We start from the raw sequence: 23,630 nt of genomic DNA, 5'->3' as shown, positions 1-23,630 counted from the left end.
CCGTCTTGCCCGCTGCCGCCATTCCCGCCGATCAGGTTGCCGCACTATTCCGCGACCATAAGGAAGCGATCGTGCATTTTCTGTTACAGCGCGTCAAATGCCCCGACACGGCACAGGACTTGAGCCAGGAAACCTATTTACGCCTGTTGCGGAAAGACGGGCTGGTCCATACCGACAACCTGAGCGGTTACCTGTTCCGCACCGCCGAGCGGCTGGCAATCGATTTCGTCCGCCACAACCAGCGCCACAGCGCCCGCCAAGAGCCGTTAGCGGAAGACGCCCTTTGCCCGCTGCCGCAACCGGAGGACGCCGCAATCGTCACTCAGCGTTACCGCCGGGTACTGGAAGCGATCGCCGCTTTGCCGGCGCAATGCCGCCACATATTGTTGCTGCGCAAAGTCGACGAACTCTGTTACCGCGAAATTGCCGATCGGCTGGGCGTATCCGAAAAAACCGTACAGCGCCAGTTGGTCAAAGCAATGCTGCATTGCCACCAATATTGCCTGGACATGTTGCCTTAGCATCCCACGACCGATACGTCTCAACTCTTGTTTAGCAAAACCGGCTAAACTGACTAAGAGTTAACTCCGTTGACTAACCTGGTACCGCCCGATGTCATCAACCTCGCCTTCGCAACGCACTCTGAGGCAGGCCACGACTTGGTTCGTAGCGCTGCAATCAGAGCATGTCGCCGCCGCAGAACGCCAGCAATTCGAGCAATGGCTGGCGGCAAGTGCAGAGCATCGCCGCGCCTTTTGCGAAGTCGAACAAGTTTGGGGCAATCTGGACACGCTGAAGTCGCAAGACTTGGCGGAATTGAACCAGGCCAGATCGGTTCGCCCGCAACGATGGCGCCATGGCCGGCAACTGTTGTCCGGGATATTACTGGCGACGGTACTCGGCGGAGCATGGCAGGAATTCTCCACACCAACCACTACTTACCAAACCGGAATCGGCGAACGCCGCACATTGGCGCTGGCGGACGGCTCGCGCTTGGAAATGAACACCGCTACTCGCCTGCGAACCCGCATATCCTGGTTACGTCGAGATATCGAACTGGAGCAAGGCGAAGCGGTATTCGAGGTCGCCCACGAGCGCTGGCGTCCGTTTCGGGTCCATGCCGGCAAACTGCACATTAGCGATATCGGCACACTGTTCAATGTCCGCCATCAGGATGCCGACGGCACCTCCGTTGCGGTGTTGGAAGGGGAAGTGGAAATGCGGGTCGGCAGCCGTTGGCTGGGAGAACCATTGCACGCCGGATTCAGCCGCCGCCTGGATGCGGACGGGCGCTGGCAGAGCCAGGAAAAAGTCGACGCCGAACCGGTTTTGGCCTGGACCCGCGGCCAGTTATTATTCGACCACACGCCGCTAGCCGACGTGATCAAAGAACTTGAGCGCTACCATAGCCTTCACTTCGTGCTCGCCGACGCGTCGCTCGGCCGCCAAACCCTAAGCGGACGTTTCGACGCCACCGATCTCCAGCCGTTTCTACAGGCCGTGCAAAGCATATTGCCGCTACGGGTACAACGCAGTAAAGACACTATCGTACTGCACAAACGCTAAGCGCAGCCGCTACGCCGAATTCCCCCGAACCAATTTTTTTCGGCAAAACTGTCCAGTTTCCTTGTTCTGCTTCGTTATGAACGGTATGCCCAGGCACAGGTCTGGCCAACCTTCATAAATCAGGAGATGAAAATGACTCTATCAAGCAGTCCAACTGACCGGCAGCGCAGCGGACGCCGCATCGTTTTGCCGATGCTAGCCCTGTCTCTGGCAATCGCCAGCAATACCTGGGCCGGCGCAGCCGTATCGAGCAAACTCGATCTGCCGGCCCAAAGCCTCGCCGCCAGCCTGGACAGTTTGGCAAAGACCAGCGGCGCCAAATTGATCTACGCCGACTCGATCGTCAACGGCATTCAAGCCGATGCGCTGCGCGGTGAATTCACCGTACAGCAAGCGCTGGACCGGTTGCTACATAAACACGGGCTGCAGTCGGAGATTGTCGGCGGCGTGATTACCATCAAGAAGGCCCCACCGGCGCCGAAACCGCAAGCCATCCGCGACGATTCGATCATCTCGCTCGGCGAAGTTACGGTCAACGAACAGCCGGACAACGGCAAATTGACTAGCAAGGACATCGCGACATCAGTCGACATCCTCTATGCCGACAAGATCGCCGACCAGAACGTATTGACCGCATTCGACTTAATGCATCGGATGCCGGGCATCCAAATCACCCAATTCGGCCAAGGCACCACCACCGGCAAATTTTCGTTCCGCGGCTTCAACGGCGAAGGCAGGATCAACGCGGTGAAATTGCTGATCGACGGCATTCCCAGCAACTCGAACGACGGCAACATGCCTTATTTGGATGCCTTGTTTCCGCTGGATATCGAATCGATTGAAGTGGTGCGGGGCACCAACGATCCGCGTTACGGCCTGCATAACGTTGCCGGTAACGTCAACATGACCACCACCACCGGCGGCAATTATGTCAAAGGCCGGATGAGTTACGGCAGTTTCGACACCCACGAAATCCAATCCGGTTTAGGTTACGAAAAGGACGGCTTTTCTCAGAACTACCAGATTTCGTATCGCGCCAGCGACAGCTATCGCGATCGTAGCGATTCGGACAAGAACAGCTTTTCCGGCAAGTGGTTTTACGCACCAACCGATAAATATAAAGCCGGTTTAATCGCCCGTTGGAGCGAGGCCGGCGCGCAAGAGCCGGGCTATCTGACTTATCAACAGCAATTAGCCAGTACCACTCAGTCCACACCGCACAACCCGCTGGATTACAGCAAGCGCACGATAGGCCAGGTTAGCGCCCATCTCGACGTCAACTTAAGCGAAACTTTGTTCTGGTCGAACAAGGCGTACGGCAATATTTTCGATGACCAGCGCCTGGTGCGATTTCACCCGGTGTTCTCCCAAGTCAAACGCGACCGTGACGAGGTGCAGTACGGTGCAATCACGTCGTTGACCTATCACCCACAAATCAGTTGGCTGGACGATTTCTCGATTGAAACCGGCTTTGATTTCCAACAACAGGAAAACCGCTACAAACAGTACCGAACCACCAACGGCATACCCAACCCGAGCAGTGCGACCAACATCCGCAACGACGAGCATTGGACGTTTCTGAATTACGGTGGTTACATTCAGGCGGTAATCAAGCCCACCCGATGGCTGAAACTGACGCCCGGCTATCGCGCCGACGTCATTGACGGCAACTTTTTCAGCTACCGTCCCGGCGCTACCTTTGGCGCCTATCCGATCAACGATTATGGCACCATCTCACAACCCAAAATAGGCGCGGTAATCACGCCAATCGAGGGTTACAGTCTGTATGGCAACTGGGGCCGAACCTTCCAAGTCGGACTTGGGCAAGCCACCTTTATCGGGCGCAACCAATCAAATACCGGTCCTTCTCTGAACGACGGCTGGGAAGTCGGCTTTAAACTGCAACCGGTCGACTGGGCGGAAGGCCGGGTAGCCTACTGGATGCAAGATGCCAGCAACGAGATCAGCCGTAATCTGGCCAGTGCTGATTCGACCTTGATTGGTCCCACCAAACGCCAGGGCGTCGACATCGAAATCAAGGTCTATCCGACCGATCGCTTTGGCATCTGGGCGGCCTATTCCTTGCAGGAAGCCAAGATAACCAACCCACCGGCGGTTGTCACCAATACCATGGAATACACGGTCGGCAACCAGGTCGTGAATACGCCGAATTATCTGTTTTCAGCCGGTATCGATTATCAAGTCACCGAACAACTGCGTTCATCGCTATGGACCAGCGGCCAAGGTAACTACTTCGTCGATCAAGCCAACGACGCCGGTAAACATGGAGAATACGCCCTATTGAATCTGGACTTGGGCTATCAAGTGACCAAAGAAGTCGAATTGCAATTTCAGGCCAAAAACCTAACCGATAGCCAACGCGAATATTTGTGGTATGACGAGAGCTACGGTGATCCAAACCCTGCCAATCGTTATCCATTTTATTCCCCAGCGGAAGGTCGCGCTTTCTACGGTGCGGTCAGCGTGAAATTCGACTACTAAAATGGGCGCAACACCCGACAAAGCCAGAAAAAAGGCCGGAGCCCGCCGGCTCTGGCTGGCGCTGCACCTGTATCTGGGTTTGTGGTTAGGCCTGATCGTAGCGTTGGCCGGTCTGACCGGCAGCCTGTTGGTGTTCTATCTCGATCTCGACGAATGGCTGAATCCGCAATTGGTAATCGCCCAGCCAGGCGCACAGCGGCAAAGCTACGAAGCCCTGTACCAGGCTTTACGCCAGGCGGAACCTGGCCGGCAACGCGGCTGGCGACTGGAAATTCCTGCAGACCCGCACCGCGCCGTCACCGCCCGCTATTACAAACCGGAAGAAACCGCCCACCACGGCTTTGCGCCGCTGATGGTTTCGCTGGACCCATACACTGGCAAAGTGCTGGCGAGCCGCTTTTGGGGCGAGTTTGCGATGACCTGGCTGTACGACCTGCATTACAAACTGTTACTGGACGAGCCTGGTAAAATTTTGATGGCGATTGTCGGCGGCTTTTTTTTGATTTCGCTGATCTCAGGCATCTACCTGTGGTGGCCGCCGTTAAGCAAACTAAAAACCGCGCTGACAGTTAAGGCCAAGGCCAGCAAGGAAAGGCTGAATTACGATCTGCATAAATTGGCGGGTTTTTACACTTTCACCGTGATGCTGGTTTTGGCGCTGAGCGGCGTTGCCCTGGAAATCCCGCAATACGTCAATCCGCTGTTCGGCTATTTTTCGCCGCTGCAGCCCACGCCCAAACCGCAATCTTTCCCGGCCCGCGCCGGACAGCAGCGGATAAGCCTCGATCAAGCCGTCGCCGCCGGCCAGTCGGTTTTTCCCGACGCCCGCTTGTGCTGGATCGAAACCCCGCACGACGCTGGCGGCAGTTTCCGCATCAATCTGCGCCAAGACGGCGAGCCCAGCCAACGCTTCCCGAAAACCAATGTCTGGGTGGATCAATACAGCGGCCGAGTATTGGCGGTCAGCAATCCCGCCGAGCTGGGCGGTTCCGACACGCTGATCAACTGGCTGCATCCCTTGCATACCGGCGAAGCCTTCGGCTTGACCGGGCAATTGCTGGTGTTGATTTCGGGATTGGCCTGCCCGCTGCTGTTCGTCACCGGCGTGATTCGCTGGCTGCAAAAACGCCAAGCCCGTCACAAATTCAAACTGCGCAGCAGCGTCTGACCCGAACGCCGCCGGTTTTTGCTATTTTACCGATCGGTGCCGGCGGAGAGCGATTTCGGCGCCAAGATTGGCACTACGATACGGTAGAGCGTGGTTTTCCGGGCCGATCCCGGTAAAAATCCACCACTCGGCCAGTCGAATCCATCCAACCCGCCACGAAATCCGCCTTTGTCGAAATTGAAATTTCTGATTAAATAATATCGTCAAACGCTTACACAACCTTCCTGGAGCAAAGTAATAACTTGAGCCGCCTGCCTAAGCCCCGTTTCGCCCTGATATCCCTGGCTTGCCTGATGCTGCAGAGCCCGTTTGCGGCCGCCCGCTATGCGGCCATTGTCATCGACGCCGACAGCGGCCGGGTGATACACGAGAATGAATCCACCCAGCGCTGGTATCCGGCCTCGCTGACCAAAGTCATGACCATGTACATGACGTTTGCCGCGCTGGAATCCGGCAACCTGAAGCTTACCGATACCGTTTACGCGTCGAAGCACGCCGCATCTATGCCCAGTTCCAAGCTGGGCTTGCGCGCCGGGCAAAGCCTGACCGTCGAACAAGCCATCATGGCCGTCACCACCCGCTCGGCCAACGATGCGGCAGTGGTGTTGGCGGAAAGGCTGGGCGGAACCGAATCCAATTTCGCGGCGATGATGACGCAAACCGCGCACCGCCTGGGCATGAGCAGCAGTTCGTTCGAAAATGCCAGCGGCCTGCCGGACGACGGCCAAATCAGCAGCGCCCGCGACCTGGCATTGTTATCGGCGGCGGTACTGCGCGATTTTCCGCAGTATTACCATTACTTTTCGGCCACCGAATTCCGTTACAAGGGCCGGGTAATGCCGAATACCAACAAAATCCTGAAAACCTACCCCGACGCCGACGGCTTCAAAACCGGTTTTACCTGCGGCTCCGGCTATAACCTGATCGCTTCGGCCAAACGCAACGGCCACCGGATCATCGGCGTACTGCTCGGCGCCCACAGCAGCGGCGAACGTTTCGAGCAAATGGGCAACCTGTTGGATATGGGCTTTGCCAAGAGCGGCAACAGCCAGTTGGGCGAACACATTTCGCAATTGCACGATACCGCGCAATTGCCGCCACCGTTTCAATTGGCATCTAACCGTTGCGCCGGCAGTGCCGCGCAAATGGGCGCAGACTCCGGTGCCATCAGCCGTTACGAACCGATTAGGATCAACGAAACGCCGGAAAGCCGCGAGCACAGGCTGCTGGCGGCAAACAAGCCGCAGCCCCGCTATAGCGCCGCATCGTGGAACGTCAGCCTGGGCAGCTTTCCGCGCAAAATCGATGCCGACGTCAACCTGCAACGGGTCCGCAACGCATTAGGCCCGTTGGCAAAAAGCGGTCAACCGCGTATCGTCAAGAGCAAAAACAAAAGAGGCACCGTCTGGCTCAGCCAATGGACCGGCCTGCAACAGGACGACAGCCGCGATTTCTGCCGCCGCCTGCACGGCAAAAATCTGGATTGCAGCTCCTTTCCGCAACCGAAACAAACCGTGGCTGCGACCGGCAACCACGGCAAAATCGGTCACCGCAACCGCTCCAAGTCTTAACCGGCCGCCGCTCAGTAATGCGGCGGCTTTTCGTCGAGCGGCAGCAACGGCCGCTCGGCCATGCTCAGCGCCAAACTCTTGATCTTGTCGTGCAGCAACTTGCAGGTCTCCTCCAATTTGCCGATCTGTTTTTGCTGGTCGGCCACCACTTGGTTCAAAGCCTGAATCAGGTCTTCCTGATACGCTTGCTTAATCTCCAATTCGATAATGCGTTCTTCGTTCATAACGGCCTAAAGCTGCAAGTAATGGCACATTCTAATCGAATTTGATCGCGGTTTTACGCCTGCGCACTCGCACCGCCCCGCCAAACTCGCTATCATTGCCCACCACATCAACACAGCGAGGATGCAACCATGACAACCATTGCAGATCCGGTCATCGGCCGTTGGTATAAAGATTTGGAAAGCAATCTTACTTTCAAGGTAGTGGCGATCGAAGGAGCCGACGAATCGATCGAAGTGCAATACGCCAACGGCGATTTAGGCGAGTACGATAACGAGTCGTGGTATGGCTCGACCATCGATTACATCGAAGATCCGGACGACTGGAGCGCACCGTTCGACGATCTGGAAGCCGACGATCTCGGCTATACCGATCCGGACCGCCACAGCCGGGCCGATTCGGAAGATTTGGATATCAGCGACTTTTTGGATTGAACACGACCTTATGAGAATGACCCCGCAACAGTTTTTGGACTGGGAGTCCAAAAGCATCACCCTGTTAGCCATGTCCGGCGCCGGCAAAACCACGCTATCGGCCAAACTGCCCAAAGACAAATGGTTCCATTATTCCGGCGACTACCGGATCGGCACCAAATACCTGGAAGAACCGATATTGGACAACATCAAACAGCAAGCGATGGGCGTGCCGTTTTTGCGGGACCTGCTTAAGTCCGACTCGATCTATATTTGCAGCAACATCACCGTCGACAATCTGGCGCCGGTATCCAGCTTCCTCGGCAAAATCGGCGACCCCGGCAAAGGCGGCTTGAGCCAGGCCGAATTCAAGCGCCGCCAGGCCCTGCACCATCAAGCCGAAATCGCGGCGATGAACGACGTGCCGGATTTCATCCATAAAGCCGAAGCCATCTACGGCTACAAGCATTTCATCAACGACGCCGGCGGCAGCGTCTGCGAACTGGATTGCCCGGAAGTGCTGGAAAACCTGGCCAAGCATACGCTGATCGTTTACATCAAAATTCCGCCGGCATTGGAACAGACCATCATCGACCGCGCCAAGCAAGATCCGAAACCGCTGTATTACCGGCCGGAATTCGTCGATGAAAAGCTGGCGCAATTCATGCGCGAACGCAACTACCAGAACACCGACCAGATTCCGCCGGACGAATTCGTCAGCTGGGTGTTTCCGGAATTGTTCAAGGCGCGGGTGCCGCGTTACGAGGCAATCGCCGCCCAGTACGGTTACACGATCAGCGCCGACGAAACCGCCAAAGTGCAAACCGAGGACGATTTCGTCCAACTGATCGCCGCGGCGATCGCCCGCCAAAGCGCTTGAGCGGCCCACTGACATGCCTTTAGTTGCTCATACCGAATTACCGACTTTCCGCCGCTTGCAGGAAGAAGGCGAAGAGATTCTGACGCCGGACCGCGCCGCCCACCAATCCATCCGCGAATTGCACATCGGCCTGTTGAACATCATGCCGGATGCCGCGCTGGAAGCCACCGAACGCCAGTTTTTCCGTCTGGTCGGCGCCTGCAACCAAATTGCCCAGTTCCACGTCCACCCGTTTACCATCGACGGCCTGGAGCGCGGCCCGGAAACTCTGGCGCATATCGCCAAGTATTACGAAAGCTTCGAACAGATCAAACGCGACGGCCTGGACGCCTTGATCATCAGCGGCGCCAACGTCACCCACGACCATTTACAGGAAGAGGATTTTTGGCGGCCGCTGACCGAAGTGTTCGAGTGGGCCAAGGAAAACGTCACTTCGGTGCTCTGTTCCTGCCTCGCCACCCATGCTCTGATTCAGCATTGTTACGGTATCGAACGCACCCGGCTGCCGGCCAAGCGTTGGGGGGTCTACTCGCACAAGGTGGTCGATCGCAACCACCCGCTGGTAGCCGAAATCAATACCCGCTTCGATGTACCGCATTCTCGGTTCAACGAGGTTTTCCGTAGCGACATGGAAAAACAAGGCTTAAAGGTATTAGTCGCCAGCGACCAGGCCGGCGTACATTTGGCGGTCAGCCCGGACGGCTTCCGGATCGTGTTCTTCCAGGGCCATCCGGAGTACGACGACATCAGCTTGTTGAAGGAATATAAACGCGAGGTACTGCGCTATTACCGCGCCGAACGCGACGATTATCCGCCCTATCCGGAACACTATTTCGACGAAGCGGCGCAACGCCTGCTGGCCGACTACGCCAGCCACGTCCAGGCCGCCCGCCACGGCGGCCGGCAGCTAACGGCAATGCCGGAGGAGCAAATCGTCGAACGTCTGGACATCACCTGGCGCGACTCGGCCAAAGCCGTATTCAACAACTGGCTGGGCAAGGTCTACCAAATCACCAACGAAGACCGCCGACTGCCGTTCATGGACGGCGTCGATCCGCGCAATCCGCTGGGCCTGTGATGCACCAGGACTTTCTGCATCAAGCGGTAGAACTGGCTTGCTTCAACGTCAGCAACGGCGGCGGCCCGTTCGGCGCGCTGATCGTGCGAGACCAGCGCATCATCGCCGCCAGCGGCAATCGCGTCACCGAGAACATGGACCCGACCGCCCATGCCGAGGTGCTGGCGATCCGCCAAGCCTGCCAGTATTTGCAAGACTTTCAATTGAAACACTGCGTGCTCTACACCAGTTGTGAACCCTGCCCGATGTGTCTGGGCGCGATTTATTGGTCCCGGCTGGACGCAGTCTATTTCGCCAGTAGTCGCGACGATGCCGCCCAAGCCGGCTTTGACGACAGCCTGATTTACACTGAAATCGACAAACCTGCCGAGCAGCGCCAGATCGTTATGCGGCATCTGCCACTAGAATCTGCCGCGGAACCGTTCCGCTTATGGCAAATCCAGACCGATAAAATCCGCTACTGAGCCGCTGCCGGAACTGCCGGCTTGGCCGCAGCCTCTTCACCCTTGATTTTGATCAACCAGCCGTCCTGCCCCCAGCAGCCGGACTCGACTTTGCTTTCGGCCGATTTGGCCATGACGTGGATCCGGGCGAATCCCGGACTGAGTTGCGGCAATTTGGATTTAACGAAATAAAAAGTCTTTTTATCGACCACCTCGACCTTCATTTTCTCGCCGCGGGCCTCGGCACTGATGGACAACGGATCGGCATTGTGCGAGACATGGAACGACATATCGACCCCAGCATCGACTTCAGCTTTATGTTCCGGAACGAAATCGCGAAATTTGGGCCGTTTGCATTCCTTTAACCGTTCCTCCTCCTCCGGTGTCAGCGCCAACGCCACACTCGAAAAAACCATCGCGCCCAACAGCAGCGCGCTTTTCCAGCGAATCGACAAATTCATGACTAGCCTCTTGTTGTTATTGTTGTTGTAATGTTGGAAGCGCCCGATAAAACGGCGCATCCTTAAAATACCAGCAGTTTCAACTTTAATCAGTTTTAGTGCTTTGTTCAATCTCCGAACCTTTTTCCGACAAGGCCTGCGCTTGCTAAACTTCTAACCCATCCGGGCCCAGAACATGTAAAATCGCCGCCTTTCCGTTTTCAGTTTCCCAGCTTATGACCAACTTCAGAGGCACCACAATTCTATCGGTCCGGCGCGGCGACAAGGTCGTGATCGGCGGCGACGGTCAGGTTACTTTGGGCAACACCGTAATGAAAGGCAATGCCAGAAAAGTCAGACGCTTGTACCACGACAAAGTGATAGCCGGTTTCGCCGGGGCCACTGCCGACGCCTTCACCCTGTTCGAACATTTCGAAGGCAAACTGGAAAAACACCGCGGCAACCTAACCCGCGCCGCTGTAGAAATGGCCAAAGACTGGCGTACGGACCGAGCCCTGCGTAAACTGGAAGCACTGCTGATCATCGCCGACAGCAAAACTTCCCTGGTCATCTCCGGTACCGGCGACGTGATCGAACCGGAACACGATTTCATCGCCATCGGCTCCGGCGGCGCCTTCGCCCAAAGCGCCGCCCGCGCCTTGCTGGAAAATACCGAACTTAGTGCGCGCGACATCGTCGAAAAGGCCTTGAATATCGCCGCCGACATCTGCATTTATACCAACCACAACTTACGCATCGAAGAATTGGACGCCGAACCGCAAGCGGCGCCGCAAGAGTAAACCATGAGTCAAATGACCCCGAGAGAAATCGTCAGCGAACTGGATAAACACATCGTCGGTCAGGCCGACGCCAAGCGTTCAGTCGCCATTGCCTTGCGTAACCGCTGGCGCCGCAGCCAGGTTGCACCCGAGTTGCGCGACGAAATCACGCCGAAAAACATCCTGATGATAGGCCCGACCGGTGTCGGCAAAACCGAAATCGCCCGTCGTCTGGCCAGGCTGGCCAATGCGCCGTTCATCAAAATCGAAGCCACCAAATTCACCGAGGTCGGCTACGTTGGCCGCGACGTGGAATCCATCATCCGCGACCTGATCGACAGCGCAGTAAAAATGACGCGGGTATCGGCCATGGAAAAGGTGCAAAACCGGGCCGCCGATGCCGCGGAAGACAAGGTGCTGGACATTCTGCTGCCGCGCGCCGAGGGCGGCATGCTGTCGGACACCGAAGAATCCACCCGGCAGAAAATGCGCAAAAAATTGCGCGAAGGCGATTTGAACGATAAGGAAATCCAAATCGACGTGTCCGCACCGTCGGTCGGCGTCGAAATCATGGCACCGCCGGGCATGGAAGAAATGACCAGCCAGTTGCAGGGCATGTTTCAGAACCTGAACAGCGGCCGCACCAAATCGCGCAAACTGAAAATCAAGGACGCGCTGAAACTGCTGCAGGAAGAGGAAGCCGGCAAATTGGTCAACGAAGAGGAAATCAAGCAATCGGCGCTGGAAGCGGTTGAACAGCACGGCATCGTGTTTCTGGACGAGATCGACAAGATTTGCAAACGCGCGGAAACGGGCGGCGGCGAAGTCTCCCGCGAAGGCGTGCAGCGCGATTTGCTGCCGCTGGTCGAGGGTAGCACCGTCACCACCAAATACGGCATGATCAAGACCGACCATATCCTGTTCATCGCCTCCGGCGCGTTCCATTTAACCAAACCGTCCGACCTGATCCCGGAGCTGCAAGGCCGTTTTCCGATCCGGGTCGAGTTGAACGCACTCAGCGCCGACGACTTCGTCCGCATTCTGACCGAACCGGATGCGTCCTTGACCGAGCAGTACCAGGCGTTGCTGAAAACCGAAGGCGTCGATCTGCAATTTACCGCCGACGGCATCAAACGCATTGCCGAACTGGGCTGGCAGGTCAACGAAAAGACCGAGAACATCGGTGCCCGCCGCCTGCATACGATTCTGGAAAAACTGCTGGAAGACATTTCCTTCAGCGCGCCGGATCTGCCGGAGAAATCGGTCGTCATCGACGCCGCTTACGTCGACGCCCACCTATTGGAACTGGCCGACGACGAAGACTTGAGCCGCTACATTTTATAACCGACCATGCGCGTAGCCATCACTCCCTGCCATTGCCAACCTACCGAAATCAAGCTGCACAAAGTGTCGGCGATTTTGGAAATCCATTTCGACGACGGCAGCATCTTCGAGATGCCCAGCGAGTATCTGCGAGTTTTCACCCAATCCGCGGAAGCGGTCGGCCACGGCCCCGGTCAGGAAACTCTGCAGACCGGCAAGGAAGACGTCACCATTACCGACATTCAGCCGGTCGGCAATTACGCGGTGAAACTCATCTTCAGCGACGGCCACGACACCGGCATTTATAGCTGGGACTTGCTGTACAAGCTCGGTTCCGATTTCCCGCTGCTGTGGTCGGCTTACCTGGAAGCATTGCAAGCCGCCGGCATCAGCCGCCGCTCGCCCTTACACAACTGAATCGAATCATGACTAACGACAATACCACCCATTTCGGCTTCAAACAGGTTCCCAAGGCAGATAAAGTCGCGCTGGTGCGCGGCGTATTCGACTCGGTCGCCCGCCAATACGACGTGATGAACGACCTGATGTCGCTCGGCATCCACCGGATTTGGAAACGGGTTGCGGTGCAACTGGCCAATGTTCGCGAGGGCGATAAGGTTTTGGACTTGGCCGGCGGTACCGGCGACCTGACCTTGCTGTTCGAGAAACGGGTCGGCAAATCCGGCCAGGTAGTATTGGCCGACATCAATTCGGAAATGCTGCGCACCGGCCGCGACCGCTTGATCGACAAAGGCGTTGCCGGCAATATCCGTTACGCCCAGGTCAACGCCGAATGCCTGCCATTCGCCGACAATACTTTCGACTGCGTGACAATAGGCTTCGGCTTGCGCAACGTCACCGATAAGGACGCCGCATTGCGTTCGATGTACCGGGTTTTGAAACCGGGCGGCCGCGTCATCGTGCTGGAGTTTTCGCATCCGATCGACCCGATCACTGAAAAAGTCTACGACTTTTATTCGTTCAACATCCTGCCGAAAATCGGCGCCGTGGTGGCCAAGGACGAGGACAGTTACCGCTATCTGGCCGAATCGATCCGGATGCACCCGAAGCAGGACGAATTGAAGCAAATGATGGAAAACGCCGGCCTGGAGCGTTGCGAATATTTCAACATGACCCAAGGCATCGTTGCCGTGCACCGGGGTTACAAGTTTTAAGCCGACCTACGGACCCGGTAGCGAGATTCGAAGATGGCTCTGCAACAGGCGCAATATCCGATCAGCGAAGCCGATTGGCGACCGACGCACTCCTCTCTCGACGACAATATCAGCTTCGACAGCGTCGGTCTGAGCTCAGCCGTCGCCGATTTATACCATCGGATCGATAACGAAGACATGCGGGATTATCTGCAGCAACAACAGCAGCAGCAGGCTCAATAAATGCCCGGCTCGCTGAAACCACTGCTGATATCCGCGCTCGAAGCGGCACTGGTCCGCTATCTGGCGCTGGACAGCCACAGCGAAGAATATCTGGCGCCGATGGCGGGCAAGGTCATCGAATTGCGGATCGATACCTTCGGCAGCAGCCTGTATTTATGCCCCGGCAGCGACACTATCCGTATCCTGGACAGTTATCCGGCGGCGGCCGACGCCACCCTGAGCGGTTCCTTGTCGTCGCTGGGCCTGATGGGCCTCAGCGCCACGCCGATGCGTTCGCTGTTCAAGGGCGAAGTGCGCCTGGCCGGCGACGTACAACTGGCCCGCAAATTCCAGCGCCTGTTCGAAAAACTCGATATCGATCTGCAGGGCAAACTGGCCCGCGTCACCGGCGAGCGACTGGCGCGGCAACTGGGCGATATCGTTCGCGGCGGCAAACGCTGGACCGGTCAAAGCCTGCATACGCTGCGGCTAAACCTGGAAGAATTTCTGCAGGAAGAAACCCGCGAACTGCCGGCCAAGGCCGAAGCCGAATTGCTGTTCCGCGGCATCGACGCCTGCCGTAGCGATTGCGACCGCCTTGCCGCCCGGCTGGATCGGCTGACCACAACTTCCGACAACACCTCTGAGTCTGACTAAAGGACCGACACCGTGATTCGCCCCAAAATACTGCTACGCCTGATGCATATCAATTGGGTGATGATGTTTCACGGTCTGGACGAAATCGTACTCAGAACCCATCTGTTCCGACCGATCCGCTATCTGGCGTTTTTGTCGCCGAATTACTGGACCCGCAACTCGCGCGAACCGCGCGGCGTGCGCATCCGCCGCACCCTGGAAGACCTGGGACCGATTTACGTCAAATTCGGTCAGACCTTATCGACCCGCAAGGATTTGCTGCCGGAAGACATCGCCGAAGAATTGGTCAAATTGCAGGACCGGGTGCCGCCGTTCTCGATCGACACCGCCCGCAAAATCATCGAACAACAGCTCGGCCAATCGATCGAGGAAGCGTTCGCCGAATTCGACTCGACGCCGCTGGCCTCGGCCTCGGTGGCCCAAGTCCATACCGCAACGCTACCCAGCGGCGAGAAAGTCATCGTCAAGGTACTGCGGCCCGATATCGAAGACAAAATCCATTCCGACGTCGGCTTGTTGTACGAACTGGCGCGCCTGGCCGAACGCTTCTGGGCCGACGCCCGCCGGCTGCGGGCAATGGAAATCGTTGCCGAATTCGAGAAAACCATACTCGACGAACTGGATCTGGTCCGCGAAGCCGCCAACGCCAGCGCGATCCGCGCCAATTTCAAAAACTCGGAGATGCTGTACATCCCGGAAATCCATTGGCCATTGACCCGGCGGAAAGTACTGGTGATGGAACGCATCTACGGCGTCCCGGTCGGCGATATCGACGCCTTGCGCCGCGGCGGGGCCGATTTCAAAAAGCTGGCCGAGCGCGGCGTGGAAATTTTCTTCACCCAGGTGTTCCGCGACAATTTCTTTCATGCCGATATGCATCCCGGCAACATTTTCGTGCAACTGCCGGATAAATACCTGGCCGTGGATTTCGGTATCGTCGGCAGCTTGTCGGACAGCGACCAGCGTTATCTGGCCGAAAACTTTCTGGCGTTTTTCAATCACGACTACCGGAAAGTGGCGAAAATGCACATCGAATCGGGCTGGGTGCCGCCAACCACCCGGATCGAGGAATTCGAAGCGGCGATCCGTGCGGTATGCGAACCGATTTTCGAAAAGCCACTGAAAGACATTTCCTTCGGCCTGCTGTTGCTGCGCCTGTTCCAGACCGCGCGCCGTTTCGACATGGTGGTACAACCGCAACTGGTACTGCTGCAAAAAACCCTGCTCAACATCGAAGGCCTGGGCCGCCAGCTTTATCCGGAATTGGACCTGTGGCAAACCGCCAAACCATTCCTGGAAAACTGGTTCAAACAACGCATCGGTCCGGAAAAGAAAATCAAGGAATTGCTGGGCAAGTTTCCGGAAATCGGCGAACAACTGCCGGAAGTGCCGGGCCTGGTGTTCCAAGCCCTGCAAAGCGCCGCGCATATGCAGCAGCAATTGCAGCACCAGCAAAAGGAAATGATCCAATTGCGCAAACAACTCAAGCGCAACAACACCCGCACCCTGCGCGCCATCTTCGGCGCCGCGGTGCTGATTACGGCAGCGCTGATCCTGCAATCGCCGTTGTTGCGGGGCTGATTCGCCGCGACATTTCGGCTCCGACTTATTACAGGCTCAAACGCTGGGCCAACTTGCCCACCTCAGAAACTATATTTCGCCGAAAACTGCACCCGTTGCAGCACCCCGTCGCGGCCGTCGATCAGTTCTCGGTCGGCATAGGTGTATTCCACGCCCAGCATGGCCTGGCTGACCGGGCTCCATAACAAATTCGCGTGCAGCGATTGCACCTGCCGGGTCAATACCGGATTGGCGTAGTACGGATAGTCGGTTTGGGCGAAGCCGTAAGTCAGGCTGGAACGCCATTGTTTGTCCCACCAATGCTGGTAGGCCAGCATAGCGCCGTAGCTCTCCGACAACTCTAACGCGCCGTGACTATCCAGCGCCGCATCGGCGAAGGTGTTGGTCGTAGACACATAGCGGCCGTCGCCCTTGCCGCAATGCGCCATGAAGCGGATGTTATCCAGGCCGAAGGTATTGATCCTGCCGGATAAATTGACACCGCCACCCCAAGCATCCTGGCGATAACCGTTGCTGCTATTGGTGTAACGCAACTGCCTGCCCAATGCGGCCAGAGACATGTTGCCCCATTCCGGGTTCAAATTCAGGCGAGCAACCAAATCCGGATAGCGATCCGCGTTCGGCGTCGTCCAATAGGCGGCATCCAGATTAGGATCGCCGGCCGCCGCCCGGTTCGCGCTTCCCGTCTCCAGATGGTTATCCACCCATAGCCGGCTGCGCGGCGTTTCCAGCGCCAATAGCCCTTCCATCGGCGTATCCAGCCAGGTAAACGGCTCGGTCCAGCGCACCAGAGGCTGACGCAGACTAGCCAGGGCGCCGGCCGAGCCGCCCACATCCAGGTTGTCGGGCAAAGCCGACGCGTTCAAAAACGTAGTCCAGGTTTGGCCGGCCAGCAGATGGCCGAACGAACCGTAGGCATGGCGCAAGCGCGGCGTATAACTATAGGTGGCCGGATCGCCGTAAAAATCCAGTTCGACGAAGGTATTGACGTCGCCCCACTCACTCGGCGTAAACGACTTGAACCACAAACGGCTTTCCTTGGCTAGAAAAGTAACCTGCCCGCGTTCGCCGGCGGCGCCGACCGGAATTTGCGACATGACCAATTGCTGGTCGCCCAAACGGTCGCGACCGGCGCTGACGCTGTTGAACAGCAGGTCGGTTTTGACAAAACCGCCCAGACCTAACGAAGTATCGGTCCCCGGAATTTTGAATGTGCCTTTAGTATCGCCAACCGTTACAACCGCTTTTTCCTTGGAATTGCCGGCGCCGGCGGCCGAGGCCGGTACTGGCTGAACGCCCGCAGCCCCGACCAAATTGGCTTTTGGCGATTGCTGCTCGCTTTTATAGACCTTCAGCGCCTGCTCCAACTGGCCGATGCGCTGATTGGACTGCGCCACCTGTTGTTTCAAGTCCTCGATCTGCCGGCTCATCGCCCCCAATAGGGCCTTAATGTCGTCGTCCGCTGCCGCCGAACCGGACAACGCTCCGCACAAGGCAAGCAGCGCCGCCAATTTCAGTAAAAAATCGCCCGCTCTACTCACACTAGCCTCCCAGTTTGCGGAACAAGGCGTGGCACGAGGTACAGGTGGTGTTGATTTCATGCAGGTTGTCGCTGATTTGATCGATACGATTCGATTCGGCTTGCTGTTGCAACAAGCTCATTTCGCTACGCAGTTTTGCCGCCAACGCCCGAAATGCGGTTTGTTCGTCCGCGGTCAGGTTCAGACTGGGCATACTGGCGATGATCGTGTCGACGTTCGCCGACAGGCTATGCGCAGTCTCGGCAATCTGCCGCGCGTACTTGCGCCGCTCGGCATCGATTTGGGTCTCCGTCATAAATCGCTCATGCATCAGGCTGTCCATTCGATCCATCAGTTCACGTAATTTGCCGTCGCGAACCGCATGCAGGGCCGGCGTTCCGGTTTGGCTCCAACCGCTTGAGCTAGCCAGGCTTTTTGGCTCCGGCGCCGAACAGGCCGCCGCTGCCGCGGATAAAACGAGTATCGGGTAAATTTTTTTCATGGTGAAAGCCCCCTTTGGGCTGGCTGCGTGCAGCTGCAAAGCGTCAACACCGGAATGCCGGGAAAACACTGCGGAAACATGCCTTAATCATAGTGTGGATATTGTTATTCAGACCTCGGCAGTTTAGGTATCATGCCCTTCCGTTTACAACTACAGGAACCGGCCAATGACGCTTTTCGATACGTTGTCGCAGCATTCGGCGCATTTACCCGATGAATTGCAAGCCTGGGCCGGCGATTTTTGCGCCAGACTGGCCGAGGTTTCTAGCCCCGAGCATCTGGCCGCATTCGGCGACGACCGCTTCCGCGCTTCGGTATTGAAGGTTTGCGCCTGCAGCCAGTTCATCAGCGACAACTGGCTGCGCCACCCCGGCTTGCTGCCGGAACTGGTCGACTCGGGCGACCTGTTCGCCCCGCTACGCCGGCAGGACTACGCCGCCGCGCTAGCGCCGAGCGTGGGCTCGGCCGATTCTGAACCGACTCTGGCCCGCGCGTTGCGGCTGTTTCGGCGCCGGGAAATGGTCAGAATCGCCTGGCGCGATCTGGCCGGCTGGTCCGATCTGGACGAAACCCTGGCCGATCTGACCGCACTGGCCGAAACCTGCATCCAGACCGCGCTGGATTTTTTATACCGCCAGGCCTGCCAGCGCTGGGGCACGCCGACGCTGGCCGCCGGTACTCCGTTCAATATCGTGGTATTGGGCATGGGCAAACTCGGCGCCTGGGAGCTGAATTATTCGTCCGACATCGACCTGATTTTCGCCTACGCCGAGGACGGCGTGCTGAGCGGCAAAAAAGAAATCAGCTACGAGGAATTCTTCACCCGTCTCTGCCGCTCGCTGGTGAAAATGCTGGACGAGATCACCGTGGACGGTTTCGTGTTCCGCACCGACGTCCGGTTGCGACCGTTCGGCGACAGCGGCCCGCTGATCATGAACTTCGACGGCATGGAACAGTATTACCTGACGCAGGCCCGGGAATGGGAGCGCTACGCGATGATCAAGGCGCGCCAGGTAGCCGGCGATTTCGTCAGCGGCAAGCAACTGGCGGCGATGATCAAACCCTTCGTTTACCGGCGTTATCTGGACTACGGCGCCTTCGAAGAATTGCGTTCGTTGAAATTCCAGATCACGCAGGAATTGCGGCGCAAAGACCGGATGGAAAACGTCAAGCTCGGCCCCGGCGGTATCCGCGAAGTGGAGTTCATCGGCCAGGCCTTCCAACTGATCCGCGGCGGCCAGGACGTCGCGCTGCAGCAACGGGAAATCCAGACCGTATTGGACGTACTGCGCGATTTGCAATTGATGGGCGACGACGACGTCGCCACGCTGAAATTCGGTTACCGCTTTTTGCGCCGGGTGGAAAACCACATCCAGGAATACCAGGACAAACAAACCCACGATTTGCCCGCCGTGCCGCTGGCACAGCTGCTGCTGGCCTATTCGCTGGATTTCGCCGACTGGCAGGAATTCAAGCAGGAACTGGATCGGGTGCGCGCCTCGGTCCACGAAATTTTCGAACAGGTGTTCTCGCTCAGCGACCAGGACAACAAGCGGCAAAGCGCGCGCCTGATCTGGACCGCCGGGGCCGACGACGAACAGGCGCTGGAGGCGCTGGCCGATTACGGTTTCGCCGACCCGCTGGCCATGCAAAAAGCCGTCGCCGATTTCAAGGACTCCCACGCGGTAAAACGGATGACCGCCAAAGGCGCCGGCGTGCTGGACCGGCTGATGCCGAAGCTGATCGAACAGGTTGCCGGCAGCGAGCACGCCGACACCACCTTGCTGCGGATCTTGCAACTGTTCGAAGCCGTATCCGGCCGTAACGTCTATCTGGCCTTGCTCGCGGAAAATCCCGATGCCTTGCAACAACTGATCACGCTGGCCGCGGCCAGTCCCTGGATCTGCGAGTATCTGGCACAGTATCCGATCTTGTTCGACGAACTGCTGGACACCCGCTCGCTGTACGAGCCGTTGCAGAAACAGGCCTTGCGCGAAGACTTGCAGCGGGCGCTGAATAATGTCGACCAGCAGGACGGCGAACAGCTGATGATTGCGCTGCGCCAGTTCAAACACCTGAACGTGTTGCGGGTCGCCGCCGCCGACATCATGGGCGCGATTCCGGTGATGATCGTCAGCGATTATCTGACCTGGATCGCCGAAGCGATTCTGGAGCAGGTACTGGAACGGGCCTGGCACATGCTGGCCGCCAAACACGGCTGCCCGCCCGGCACCGGCCCGGGTCCGGCCGCTTTCGCCGTGATTGCGTTCGGCAAATTCGGCGGCATCGAGCTCGGTTACGGCTCCGACCTGGACCTGGTGTTTCTGTACGATTGCGCCGACGGCAACGCTACCACCGACGGCGAAAAACCGATCGGCACGGCCCAGTTCTATTTACGGCTGGGCCAGAAAATCCGCCATATCCTGGATACCAAGATGCTGTCCGGCGTCTTGTACGAGGCCGACCTGCGGCTGCGGCCGAATGGCGACTCCGGCTTGCTCGTAACCCATATCGGCCACTACGAAGCCTATCTGCGGGACCAAGCCTGGACCTGGGAACACCAGGCCCTGGTGCGCGGCCGTTTCGTGGCCGGCGACAAGCATTTGCAAGCCGATTACGAAGCGATTCGGGCCCGAATTCTGGCGCTGCCGCGCGATCCGGCCGAATTGCAGACCCAGGTGCGGGAAATGCGGGAAAAGATGCGCGACAATCTGGCGCCGAAAGACCCGGCGGTATTCGACCTGAAACACAGCGCCGGCGGCATCGCCGACATCGAGTTCATCGTCCAATACTCGATTCTGGCCGGCACCGCACACTATCCGGACCTTGCCACCTACACCGACAACGTGCGTCTGTTAGCAGGCTTGCAACAGCACGGTTTGATGCCGGCCGCTGACGCAGACTTGCTGAAGCAAGCCTACTGCGCTTACCGGGATTACGGCCACCACCAGGTCCTGCAAGGACTCAGCGCCACCGCAGACGGCGCCGAGTTTGCCGAATTGCGCGGCGAAGTCGAGCGGCTGTGGCGGCACTATATGCTGTGAACGGTTTCCGGTGTAAACCGCAAGCCGGGTGCAACAGTAATCCGTTGCGGCGACCCCGTGCTATGATGCCTTAGATCGCCCTGCCCGAGCGGGTAGCGACTGGAGGAATTTGATCGGCCAAACCGGACGGCAACGTTGACTAACCGCTGTTGGGGAGGCTCAAATATGACGCGACGTTGGCCAAGATTCGGTGGACTTGGCGCGGTTGCGACCGGTTTGGCGCTCGGGGTCGCGCCGACGGCGAAAACGAGCGCGGAAGTCGGCGAGGTTTACCGGCCGGCATCCACCCCGGAAGCGGCAGCAACAACCAAAAACGTCGCCGACATGGACATCGACGAACTGGTCGGCGTCAAGGTCTCGCCGTTCGAAGTATCCAGCCAACTCGACCGCGGTTACAGCGCCTCCAATTCGGTATCCGGCTCCCGTTTCGATTCGCCGATCCGCGAGCTGCCGTTCGCTTTGCAGGCCTTCACCGAGTCGTTCATTGCCGACCAGAAACCGCGCGACATTTTCGATATCGCCCGCTATTCGCCCGGCGTCACCTACCGCAGCAACGATTTCAACGAAGGCAATGCCAATCTGGCCATCCGCGGCTTCACCGTGGGCTCGCTGGCCGGCGGCAATATCCAGATCCTGCGTGACGGCGTGCACGGCCCGTCGATATTCGACTTCACCAATATTTCGCGGGTCGAGGTGGTTAAAGGCCCGGCCTCGTTTTTATACGGCCAGGTCGCGCCGGGCGGCATCGTCAACGTCATCACCAAACAACCGCAGCGCCGGTTTGCCGCCAGCGCCGACGCCCGCTACGGCTCTTACGGCGAATACCGCTTCGATGCCGACGTCACCGGCCCGGCCTCCGCCACGCTGGCCTACCGCCTGGCGGCATCCTACGACCAGGACATGCATTACTGGGATGCTTACGACGCCCATTCCTGGAACCTATCGCCATCCCTGCTGTGGCAGCCTAGCGACCGGCTCAGCGTCTCGCTGAAATTCGAACATTTCGAAAAGATCGAAGAACCGCAATTGATGCAAAAACCCGGCTACAGCACCTGGGCCGGACTGATCCCCAGCACGGCGGACCCGAACCTGTCCGGCGTCGACGTGCAGGGGCTGGCGGACACCTGGAACAGCATGGCCTACAGCGACTTCCGCCACAGCAAAACCAATAATTTCAGCAGTTGGATCGACGTCAAAGCCGACGAACACTGGAATCTGCGCGCCGGCTATTCGCATCTGGAATACGATATCGAAGCCGTGTTCAGCGGCAACCTGGGTATGTCGAACAACGCCACGCTAATACAAGGCCGGCGGGTACGGCTGCAAAACTATACCAACCGCGACGACACCGTCGAAATTCAGGGCGTCGGTAAATACGATCTGGGTTTCGCCAGCCTGCGCTTATTGCTCGGCGGCCAGTACGTGGACCGCAATTTCCACCGCAATGCCGGCCAGGCGCCGAACGATCCGGCCTTGGGCAACAACCCGATCGCCTCGCCGCTACCGCGGTGGGACTTGGGCAACCCGGCAACCTGGAACCGCAATACCGCGATTCCGCTAGCGGCCTTGACCGCCGGCCGCTTCAACCAGGACGTCGGCGCCGTTGACAAATCGGTTTACGGCGGCGGCACCCTGGGCCTGTTCGGCGACCGGCTACTGGCGTTGGCCGGCTGGCGCTGGACTTCCACGACCAGCCAAGTCAGCGACGGCCTGACCAACGTCGCCCAACCGCAAACCAGCGTCAGCAAACTCACGCCCCAGTACGGCCTGCTCTACAAAATCACGCCGGAATGGACCGCCTTCGCCACCTATGCCGAATCCTTCGTTCCCGCCACGTTTTTGGTCAACAACCTGGACGGCAGCCGCGGCATCCCTGAACCGAGCGAAGGCCGCGGGGTCGACATCGGCCTGAAAGCCGACCTGTTCGACGGCCGGCTGTCGAGCACGCTGACCTTCTTCGACATCGAAAACAAAAACATCGTCAACGATCTGGCCGTAACCGACGGCTTGGGTATCACCACCATCTACGGCGTCCCCACCGGCAAGCAGCGCTCGCGCGGTATCGAATGGGACGCCACGGCCAGGCTGGCCGACAACTGGCAGTTGTACCTGTCCTACAGCTTCATGGATGCCAAAATTACCGAATTCACCGGCAACGACGCCGCGATCCTGGCCCAGGATCCGAACACGCTGGACGCGACCGGCCGCGCCTATTACAAGAACGCGTGGCGCTTTCACAATGCGCCGCTACAAATGAGCGCGCCGCATCTGGCCAATCTGTGGACCCGCTACGATTTCGACGCCGGCCCGCTGCAAGGGCTGCATATCGGCGGTGGCGTCAACTTGGTGTTCGACCAGACCTTGTTACCGGACACGCCGAGTTCGGCCTACCAGACCTACGCCCTACTAAACGCCTTGCTCGGTTACGCCTGGCAAGTCGGCGGCCACAGCATCAGCGTCGACCTGATCGGTAAAAACCTGCTCGACGAACATTACCGGCCGTCGCAGAGCAGCCGCGGTCGACCGCAAGAGTTGATGGTCAACTTTTCGGTCAAGTACTGACTGC

22 protein-coding genes are annotated in these 23,630 nt (G+C 58.1%); 18 read left to right on the top strand and 4 right to left on the bottom strand.

Features of this window, described 5'->3' with window-relative positions:
- Window positions 1-5 precede the first annotated feature (5 nt).
- The 5 genes from AC0IM9_RS05815 to AC0IM9_RS05795 all read left to right on the top strand — a co-directional run bounded on the left by AC0IM9_RS05815 (window position 6) and on the right by AC0IM9_RS05795 (window position 6,807).
- Window positions 6-521 (top strand): RNA polymerase sigma factor, encoded by a 516-nt coding sequence (locus tag AC0IM9_RS05815; RefSeq protein ID WP_482803390.1) that lies wholly within the window; start codon window positions 6-8, stop codon window positions 519-521.
- A gap of 91 nt (window positions 522-612) precedes the next feature.
- Window positions 613-1,566, top strand: a complete 954-nt coding sequence (locus AC0IM9_RS05810; RefSeq protein ID WP_482803389.1) for a FecR family protein — start codon at window positions 613-615, stop codon at window positions 1,564-1,566.
- Window positions 1,567-1,698: 132 nt separating this feature from the next.
- Window positions 1,699-4,068: a TonB-dependent receptor gene (locus AC0IM9_RS05805; RefSeq protein WP_482803388.1), complete on the top strand. Its 2,370-nt coding sequence runs from the start codon at window positions 1,699-1,701 to the stop codon at window positions 4,066-4,068.
- Window position 4,069: 1 nt separating this feature from the next.
- A complete protein-coding gene (locus tag AC0IM9_RS05800) occupies window positions 4,070-5,236 on the top strand; it encodes a PepSY-associated TM helix domain-containing protein (RefSeq protein ID WP_482803387.1) in 1,167 nt (388 codons plus the stop codon).
- A gap of 242 nt (window positions 5,237-5,478) precedes the next feature.
- Complete coding sequence (locus AC0IM9_RS05795; RefSeq protein WP_482803386.1) at window positions 5,479-6,807, top strand: D-alanyl-D-alanine carboxypeptidase family protein; 1,329 nt, start codon at window positions 5,479-5,481, stop codon at window positions 6,805-6,807.
- An 11-nt stretch (window positions 6,808-6,818) separates the two neighbouring features.
- Here AC0IM9_RS05795 and AC0IM9_RS05790 read toward each other — a convergent pair whose 3' ends face one another.
- Complete coding sequence (locus tag AC0IM9_RS05790; protein ID WP_140910813.1) at window positions 6,819-7,031, bottom strand: SlyX family protein; 213 nt, start codon at window positions 7,029-7,031, stop codon at window positions 6,819-6,821.
- Between the two features lie 129 nt (window positions 7,032-7,160).
- Between AC0IM9_RS05790 and AC0IM9_RS05785 the strand changes: the two genes are divergently transcribed.
- From AC0IM9_RS05785 to AC0IM9_RS05770, 4 genes are read left to right on the top strand one after another with little or no spacing between them, the layout of a single operon-like run.
- Window positions 7,161-7,463 carry a DUF6763 family protein gene (locus AC0IM9_RS05785; RefSeq protein ID WP_140910814.1) on the top strand — a complete coding sequence of 101 codons (303 nt, stop codon included), beginning with the start codon at window positions 7,161-7,163 and terminating at the stop codon, window positions 7,461-7,463.
- Between the two features lie 10 nt (window positions 7,464-7,473).
- Window positions 7,474-8,322, top strand: coding sequence for an ATPase (locus tag AC0IM9_RS05780; RefSeq protein WP_140910815.1), 849 nt, complete (start codon window positions 7,474-7,476; stop codon window positions 8,320-8,322).
- Between the two features lie 13 nt (window positions 8,323-8,335).
- Window positions 8,336-9,400 carry a homoserine O-succinyltransferase MetA gene (gene metA, locus AC0IM9_RS05775; protein WP_482803385.1) on the top strand — a complete coding sequence of 355 codons (1,065 nt, stop codon included), beginning with the start codon at window positions 8,336-8,338 and terminating at the stop codon, window positions 9,398-9,400.
- The gene (locus AC0IM9_RS05770) at window positions 9,400-9,864 is read left to right on the top strand and encodes a nucleoside deaminase (RefSeq protein WP_140910920.1); all 465 of its coding nucleotides are present in this window, start codon (window positions 9,400-9,402) and stop codon (window positions 9,862-9,864) included. The genes metA and AC0IM9_RS05770 overlap by 1 nt, the downstream gene beginning before the upstream one ends.
- On the opposite strand, the gene AC0IM9_RS05765 is transcribed toward AC0IM9_RS05770, so the two are convergent.
- Window positions 9,858-10,304, bottom strand: coding sequence for a hypothetical protein (locus AC0IM9_RS05765; RefSeq protein WP_140910817.1), 447 nt, complete (start codon window positions 10,302-10,304; stop codon window positions 9,858-9,860). The genes AC0IM9_RS05770 and AC0IM9_RS05765 overlap by 7 nt on opposite strands.
- Window positions 10,305-10,519: 215 nt before the next feature.
- Between AC0IM9_RS05765 and hslV the strand changes: the two genes are divergently transcribed.
- From hslV to ubiB, 7 genes are read left to right on the top strand one after another with little or no spacing between them, the layout of a single operon-like run.
- Window positions 10,520-11,083 carry an ATP-dependent protease subunit HslV gene (gene hslV / locus AC0IM9_RS05760; protein ID WP_140910818.1) on the top strand — a complete coding sequence of 188 codons (564 nt, stop codon included), beginning with the start codon at window positions 10,520-10,522 and terminating at the stop codon, window positions 11,081-11,083.
- Window positions 11,084-11,086: 3 nt separating this feature from the next.
- On the top strand, window positions 11,087-12,406 hold the full coding sequence (hslU, locus tag AC0IM9_RS05755; RefSeq protein WP_482803384.1) for an ATP-dependent protease ATPase subunit HslU: 1,320 nt from the start codon (window positions 11,087-11,089) through the stop codon (window positions 12,404-12,406).
- A 6-nt stretch (window positions 12,407-12,412) separates the two neighbouring features.
- A complete protein-coding gene (locus AC0IM9_RS05750; protein WP_140910820.1) occupies window positions 12,413-12,802 on the top strand; it encodes a gamma-butyrobetaine hydroxylase family protein in 390 nt (129 codons plus the stop codon).
- 8 nt (window positions 12,803-12,810) lie between these two features.
- Window positions 12,811-13,560, top strand: coding sequence for a bifunctional demethylmenaquinone methyltransferase/2-methoxy-6-polyprenyl-1,4-benzoquinol methylase UbiE (ubiE, locus tag AC0IM9_RS05745; RefSeq protein ID WP_140910821.1), 750 nt, complete (start codon window positions 12,811-12,813; stop codon window positions 13,558-13,560).
- Between the two features lie 33 nt (window positions 13,561-13,593).
- Entirely contained in the window at window positions 13,594-13,782 is a 189-nt protein-coding gene (locus AC0IM9_RS05740; RefSeq protein WP_482803383.1) for a hypothetical protein, read from the top strand.
- Entirely contained in the window at window positions 13,783-14,418 is a 636-nt protein-coding gene (locus tag AC0IM9_RS05735; RefSeq protein ID WP_482803382.1) for a ubiquinone biosynthesis accessory factor UbiJ, read from the top strand.
- Window positions 14,419-14,430: 12 nt separating this feature from the next.
- Window positions 14,431-15,999 (top strand): ubiquinone biosynthesis regulatory protein kinase UbiB, encoded by a 1,569-nt coding sequence (gene ubiB / locus AC0IM9_RS05730; protein WP_482803381.1) that lies wholly within the window; start codon window positions 14,431-14,433, stop codon window positions 15,997-15,999.
- A 62-nt stretch (window positions 16,000-16,061) separates the two neighbouring features.
- Here the strand turns inward: ubiB and AC0IM9_RS05725 are convergent, their stop codons facing one another.
- Window positions 16,062-17,540, bottom strand: coding sequence for a DcaP family trimeric outer membrane transporter (locus AC0IM9_RS05725; protein ID WP_482803380.1), 1,479 nt, complete (start codon window positions 17,538-17,540; stop codon window positions 16,062-16,064).
- Window position 17,541: 1 nt separating this feature from the next.
- Window positions 17,542-18,021: a cytochrome c gene (locus AC0IM9_RS05720; protein WP_445372519.1), complete on the bottom strand. Its 480-nt coding sequence runs from the start codon at window positions 18,019-18,021 to the stop codon at window positions 17,542-17,544.
- Between the two features lie 166 nt (window positions 18,022-18,187).
- Here AC0IM9_RS05720 and glnE point away from each other — a divergent pair, with 166 nt between their 5' ends.
- Entirely contained in the window at window positions 18,188-21,064 is a 2,877-nt protein-coding gene (gene glnE / locus AC0IM9_RS05715; protein WP_482803379.1) for a bifunctional [glutamate--ammonia ligase]-adenylyl-L-tyrosine phosphorylase/[glutamate--ammonia-ligase] adenylyltransferase, read from the top strand.
- Window positions 21,065-21,229: 165 nt separating this feature from the next.
- A complete protein-coding gene (locus tag AC0IM9_RS05710) occupies window positions 21,230-23,626 on the top strand; it encodes a TonB-dependent siderophore receptor (protein ID WP_482803378.1) in 2,397 nt (798 codons plus the stop codon).
- Window positions 23,627-23,630 lie beyond the last annotated feature (4 nt).

It is taken from the genome of Methylomonas sp. Uni0011, assembly GCF_056850255.1.
Note: the sequence above shows the minus strand (reverse complement) of the source record. Positions and strands in the feature narration are given on the sequence as shown.

Bases quoted from the DNA above. Each gene is read 5' to 3' on its own strand.
- AC0IM9_RS05785 (WP_140910814.1), top strand. From the start codon at position 7,161: ATGACAACCATTGCAGATCCGGTCATCGGCCGTTGGTATAAAGATTTG.
- AC0IM9_RS05805 (WP_482803388.1), top strand. From the start codon at position 1,699: ATGACTCTATCAAGCAGTCCAACTGACCGGCAGCGCAGCGGACGCCGC.
- AC0IM9_RS05790 (WP_140910813.1), bottom strand. From the start codon at position 7,031: ATGAACGAAGAACGCATTATCGAATTGGAGATTAAGCAAGCGTATCAG.
- AC0IM9_RS05710 (WP_482803378.1), top strand. From the start codon at position 21,230: ATGACGCGACGTTGGCCAAGATTCGGTGGACTTGGCGCGGTTGCGACC.
- AC0IM9_RS05765 (WP_140910817.1), bottom strand. From the start codon at position 10,304: ATGAATTTGTCGATTCGCTGGAAAAGCGCGCTGCTGTTGGGCGCGATG.
- ubiE (WP_140910821.1), top strand. From the start codon at position 12,811: ATGACTAACGACAATACCACCCATTTCGGCTTCAAACAGGTTCCCAAG.
- metA (WP_482803385.1), top strand. From the start codon at position 8,336: ATGCCTTTAGTTGCTCATACCGAATTACCGACTTTCCGCCGCTTGCAG.
- AC0IM9_RS05810 (WP_482803389.1), top strand. From the start codon at position 613: ATGTCATCAACCTCGCCTTCGCAACGCACTCTGAGGCAGGCCACGACT.
- glnE (WP_482803379.1), top strand. From the start codon at position 18,188: ATGACGCTTTTCGATACGTTGTCGCAGCATTCGGCGCATTTACCCGAT.
- AC0IM9_RS05735 (WP_482803382.1), top strand. From the start codon at position 13,783: ATGCCCGGCTCGCTGAAACCACTGCTGATATCCGCGCTCGAAGCGGCA.
- hslU (WP_482803384.1), top strand. From the start codon at position 11,087: ATGAGTCAAATGACCCCGAGAGAAATCGTCAGCGAACTGGATAAACAC.
- AC0IM9_RS05800 (WP_482803387.1), top strand. From the start codon at position 4,070: ATGGGCGCAACACCCGACAAAGCCAGAAAAAAGGCCGGAGCCCGCCGG.
- AC0IM9_RS05720 (WP_445372519.1), bottom strand. From the start codon at position 18,021: ATGAAAAAAATTTACCCGATACTCGTTTTATCCGCGGCAGCGGCGGCC.
- AC0IM9_RS05780 (WP_140910815.1), top strand. From the start codon at position 7,474: ATGAGAATGACCCCGCAACAGTTTTTGGACTGGGAGTCCAAAAGCATC.
- AC0IM9_RS05770 (WP_140910920.1), top strand. From the start codon at position 9,400: ATGCACCAGGACTTTCTGCATCAAGCGGTAGAACTGGCTTGCTTCAAC.
- AC0IM9_RS05750 (WP_140910820.1), top strand. From the start codon at position 12,413: ATGCGCGTAGCCATCACTCCCTGCCATTGCCAACCTACCGAAATCAAG.
- AC0IM9_RS05740 (WP_482803383.1), top strand. From the start codon at position 13,594: ATGGCTCTGCAACAGGCGCAATATCCGATCAGCGAAGCCGATTGGCGA.
- hslV (WP_140910818.1), top strand. From the start codon at position 10,520: ATGACCAACTTCAGAGGCACCACAATTCTATCGGTCCGGCGCGGCGAC.